General features: G+C 72.3%; 3 protein-coding genes and 1 pseudogene. 2 read left to right on the top strand and 2 right to left on the bottom strand.

Annotation, left to right across the window (positions count from 1 at the left end; all coding sequences use genetic code 11):
• Positions 1 to 1,802 (top strand): glycoside hydrolase family 18 protein (locus VN520_RS07190; protein ID WP_325746009.1); only part of this gene is annotated, 1,802 nt, incomplete at its 5' end.
• On the opposite strand, the gene VN520_RS07185 is transcribed toward VN520_RS07190, so the two are convergent.
• Positions 1,787 to 2,335, bottom strand: a complete 549-nt coding sequence (locus VN520_RS07185) for a phosphatase PAP2 family protein (RefSeq protein ID WP_325746008.1) — start codon at positions 2,333 to 2,335, stop codon at positions 1,787 to 1,789. The genes VN520_RS07190 and VN520_RS07185 overlap by 16 nt on opposite strands.
• A gap of 398 nt (positions 2,336 to 2,733) precedes the next feature.
• Positions 2,734 to 4,074, bottom strand: coding sequence for a 4-aminobutyrate--2-oxoglutarate transaminase (gabT, locus tag VN520_RS07180; protein ID WP_325746007.1), 1,341 nt, complete (start codon positions 4,072 to 4,074; stop codon positions 2,734 to 2,736).
• Positions 4,075 to 4,329: 255 nt separating this feature from the next.
• Between gabT and VN520_RS07175 the strand changes: the two are divergent.
• Positions 4,330 to 5,218, top strand: a pseudogene (locus tag VN520_RS07175) (ATP/GTP-binding protein); the annotation flags it as partial.

Here is a 5,218-nt window from a genome sequence, read left to right as displayed (position 1 = left end):
GCCCCTCCGGGCTCCTCGCCGTCCTCTCGGCCGGCCTCCTCGCCGCCGGTGCCCTGGCCGCCACGGCACCGGCCGCCGGAGCGGCCGACGCCGACCTGGCGCGCAACGGCGGCTTCGAGGCGGGACTGGACGGCTGGACCTGCACCGGCGGCAGCGGTGCGGCCGTCAGCACCCCCGTGCACAGCGGGACTTCGGCGCTGAAGGCGACACCGGCGGGCAGTGACAACGCCCGGTGCTCCCAGACGGTGACGGTGAAGCCCGACTCCACCTACACGCTCGGCGCGTGGGTGCAGGGCAGCTACGTCTACCTCGGCGCATCCGGCACCGGGACCACCGACGTCTCCACCTGGACCCAGTCCGCCGGTGCGTACAAGCAGCTCACCACCACGTTCAGAACCGGCCCCGCGACCACGTCGGTGACGCTCTACACCCACGGCTGGTACGGCACCCCCGCCTACTACGCCGACGACCTCACTCTGACCGGCCCCGGCGGCGGCCCCGTCGCCGTGCCCGCCGCCCCCACCGGCCTGCGGGCCGGCACGGCGACCGCGACCTCCGTCCCGCTGTCCTGGACCGCTTCCGCCGGAGCCACCGGCTACCGCGTCTACCGCGGCGGTACGAAGGTCCTGGACACCACCGGTACCTCGGCGACCGTGACGGGGCTGGCGGCCTCGTCCGCCTACAGCTTCCAGGTCGCCGCCGTCAACGCGGCCGGTGAGTCGGCGAAGTCGGCGGCCGTGAACGTCACCACGGCCACGGGCGGCGGAGGAGGCGGCGACGCCGGTCTCCCGGAGCACGCCCTCGTCGGCTACCTCCACTCCAGCTTCGCCAACGGCTCCGGATACACGCGGATGGCCGACGTGCCGGGCTCGTGGGACGTCATCAACCTCGCCTTCGGCGAGCCGACGTCCGTGACCTCCGGCGACATCCGCTTCTCGCTCTGCCCCGTGGCCGAGTGCCCGAACGTCGAGAGCGAGGCGGAGTTCAAGGCCGCCGTCAAGGCCAAGCAGGCCGCCGGCAAGAAGGTGCTGATCTCGATCGGCGGCCAGAACGGCCAGGTGCAGCTCGCCTCCACGGCCGCCCGCGACACCTTCGTCTCGTCGGTGTCCAAGATCATCGACACCTATGGTCTGGACGGCCTGGACATCGACTTCGAGGGCCACTCGCTCTCGCTGAACACCGGGGACACCGACTTCCGCAGCCCCACGACCCCGGTGATCGTGAACCTCATCTCCGCGGTGAGGTCGCTCAAGGCCAGGTACGGTGACGACTTCGTCCTCACCATGGCCCCCGAGACCTTCTTCGTGCAGCTCGGTTACCAGTACTACGGATCGGGCCCCTGGGGCGGCCAGGACCCGCGGGCCGGCGCCTACCTGCCGGTCATCCACGCCCTGCGCGACGACCTCACCCTGCTGCACGTCCAGGACTACAACTCGGGCTCGATCATGGGCCTGGACAACCAGTACCACTCCATGGGCGGCGCCGACTTCCACATCGCCATGACCGACATGCTGCTCACCGGCTTCCCCGTCGCGGGTGACCGGACCAAGGTCTTCCCGGCGCTGCGCCCCGAACAGGTGGCCTTCGGCCTCCCGGCCTCCACCCAGGCGGGCAACGGCCACACCTCGCCCGCCGAGGTCACCAAGGCGCTGAACTGCCTGACGAAGAAGACCGACTGCGGCAGCTACCGGACGCACGGCACCTGGAGCGGGCTGCGCGGGCTGATGACCTGGTCCATCAACTGGGACCGCTTCAACAACTGGGAGTTCTCGAAGAACTTCGACGCCTACTTCGGCGGCTGACCGCTCCTGCCGGCCGCCCGCAGGGCGAGCAGCAGCATCCCGCCGACGCACCAGCCGGCCACCACGTCCAGCGGCCAGTGGTAGCCGCGCAGCACCAGACCGACGCCCGTCGCCGCCGTCAGCAGGACGGCGGCGACGGGCGTCATCCATGACCGCTTCGGATACGGGGCCAGCAGCAGGGCCGCGGCCCCGTACGCCACCGTCGCCGTGACCGTGTGGCCGGAGGGGTAGTAACCCGTCGCCTCCGTCAGCGGCCCCTGGCGGTCCGTCCACAGCTTGAGCGGGACGACGAGCGCGGGGACGGCGGCCATGGCCAGGACGGCGTACAGTGCCGCGCGCCTGGCGCGGCGGAACCAGGCGACGAGGACCGCGCACGCCAGCACCGGCAGGGCGGCCTGCGTGCTGCCGAGGTCGGCGAAGAACTCCGTGAGCGGGACGGGCCCGCGTCCGGCCAGCTCCAGGCCGAGCCGCTCGTCGGGACCCAGCAGCGGGCCGTCGGCCAGCACCTGCCAGGTGATCACGAGGAACAGCACCGGCAGCGCGAGGGCCGCGGAAACGGGAAGGACCGGCCACCGGGGAACAGGGGGGATTGTTCCGAGGTGGCCGGTCGGATCGGTTCGCCGCGCGCCCCGGGGGGTGTGGGGCGGGCGGCCATCCGATCGGTGAGGAGTCCCGGAGCCCGAAGCTCCAGCGGTGTGCGCGACGGCACGGCCGGGACGGCGCTGGGGGAGTCCCGGCCCGGCATCACCCGCAGTCCCCTGCGGGCGGGGTGTTTCTCTCATCTGGGAAGACCGTACGTCAGGGGAAGGAGGCTCCGGAAGTGGCAACGGTATCCCGCCATGGCCCCCGCACACCTTCTTCACACGCCCTCACCCGGCCGCCGGCCGCCGCCCTCAGGAACAGCCTCCGGGGGCCGGGTGATTCGCACACCTCAGAGCTTCGCGAACGCCCGCTCGATGATGTCCAGGCCCTCGTTCAGCAGGTCCTCGCCGATGACGAGCGGCGGCAGGAAGCGCAGGACGTTGCCGTAGGTGCCGCAGGTCAGCACCAGCAGGCCCTCGGCGTGGCAGGCCTTGGCCAGCGCACCCGCGGCGGCCGCGTCGGGCTCCTTCGTGCCCGGCTTCACCAGCTCGATCGCGATCATGGCGCCGCGGCCCCGGATGTCCCCGATGGCGCCGCCGTTCGGGAGCTTCGAGCGCATCTCGGCGAGGCGGCCCTTCATGACCTCCTCGATGCGCCTGGCCTTCCCGTTCAGGTCCAGCTCGCGCATCGTCTCGATGGCGCCGAGCGCACCCGCGCAGGCCACCGGGTTGCCGCCGTACGTCCCGCCGAGGCCACCGGCGTGGGCGGCGTCCATGATCTCGGCGCGGCCGGTCACCGCGGAGAGCGGAAGACCGCCCGCGATCCCCTTGGCCGTGGTGATCAGGTCGGGCACGATGCCCTCGTCCTCGCAGGCGAACCACTGGCCGGTGCGGCAGAAGCCGGACTGGATCTCGTCCGCGACGAAGACGATGCCGTTGTCCTTCGCGAACTGCGCGATCGCCGGGAGGAAGCCCTTGGCCGGCTCGATGAAACCGCCCTCGCCGAGGACCGGCTCGATGATGATCGCGGCGACGTTCTCCGCGCCGATCTGCTTGGTGATCTCGTCGATGGCCTGCGCGGACGCCTCGGCTCCGGCGTTCTCCGCGCCGGTCGGCCAGCGGTAGCCGTAGGCCACCGGCACGCGGTACACCTCGGGCGCGAACGGGCCGAAGCCCTGCTTGTACGGCATGTTCTTCGCCGTCAGCGCCATCGTGAGGTTCGTCCGGCCGTGGTAGCCGTGGTCGAAGACGACGACCGCCGTGCGCCTGGTGTACGCGCGGGCGATCTTCACGGCGTTCTCGACGGCCTCGGCGCCCGAGTTGAACAGCGCCGACTTCTTGGCGTGGTCACCCGGCGTCAGCTCGGCGAGCTGCTCACAGACCTCGACGTAGCCCTCGTACGGCGTGACCATGAAACAGGTGTGGGTGAAGTCGGCCAGCTGCGCCGAGGCGCGGCGCACGACCGCCTCGGCGGAGGCGCCCACCGAGGTCACGGCGATACCGGAACCGAAGTCGATCAGCCGGTTGCCGTCCACGTCCTCGATGATTCCGCCGCCCGCCCGAGCGGTGAAGACCGGCAGCGTGGAACCCACCCCTGCGGCGACCGCCGCGACACGGCGGGCCTGCAGCTCGGCCGACTTCGGGCCGGGAATGGCGGTGACGACGCGGCGCTCCTGCGGGAGGTCGGACATGCGGGGCTCCTGGGGGGTGTTTCGGACGCTTCTGTTTCTGCAGGCTAGGGGCGGGTGCGGGCAGCGGTCATGCTCCGATCGGGAGTGGTGGGGGCGTGTCCTTGTCCGTGACGGACAGAAGCCCCGGCAGGACATGGGTCCGCCACGAGGGCGCTCACGGCCGGGTCGTACGCCCGCATGGCTGAACTCCCGGTGCCCGGGCACTAGATTGGCCGGTGCAGAAGGCGGACCTGGCTGGTCAGGGGGCAGCGGTTCATGGACACCGAAGGCACGTACGACGCACGGGGCACGGGCGCGGACCGGGTCCCCCGGCCCGCCGGGCCGCCGCCCGCGGTGCCACCGCCTCCCGCCCATGCCCCGTACCCGCACCCGCGACGGCCGCCGGCGGGGGACGCCGGGGTCGAGGAATGGCTGCGCACCCCGCGCCCCGTGCGGGAACCGGGCGTATGGCGCTACGGACACACCCCGCGCCCGCCCGAGGAGCCCGAGGGGGTGTCCGACCGCTCGCTGCTGGTCGGAGTGCTCATCTCCGTACTCAGCGGACTGCTCCTGTGGTCCCTCTGGCGCAACGGGTACATCCCCTACCGGCTCGTCCCGGTGAAGCTGTTCACCCCCGGCGACTGGTGGTACGCCGGTACGTTCGGCGGGCCCCGGACGATCGAGGGCGCCGACGCCCTCACGGTCTACGAAGCCGTCCTCTTCGGGCTCCTCGTCTACGGATGCGGGCGCCTGGGCAACTGGTCCGAGATCTTCCGGCGCCATGTCGCCGGCCGGGGACAGCCCTTCCTCGGGCTGGCCGCCGCCGCCGGAGCGGTCCTGGCCGAGCTCCTCGTGTGGAAGGACGCCGTGCCGGTCGTCCGGCCGGTGCTGATCCTCGTCGCGTCGGTCGCGGGCGGTGAGATCTACCAGAGCCAGACCGTCGTCAACGTGATCTACACCCTGATCGCCCTCGGGGTGCTCTGGCCGTTCGCCCTCCTCGGCCGCTGGCGCCGACTGCTCGCCGGCCGGCTCGGCAAGGGCGCCTCCGCGCCGTCCGCGGCGCCCTCCGCGCCCCCGGACGCCCCCACGCCCGAGCAGTGGCCCGAACTGCGTACCGCAGGGCGGACGGACGCCGCCGACGCCCTCACCGCCGAGGTGCGCACCG

The sequence above is a fragment of the Streptomyces sp. genome (assembly GCF_035563135.1).
Classification (GTDB): domain Bacteria; phylum Actinomycetota; class Actinomycetes; order Streptomycetales; family Streptomycetaceae; genus Streptomyces.
The sequence above is the reverse complement of the archived record's forward strand: the minus strand, read 5'-3'. Positions and strand labels throughout refer to the sequence as shown.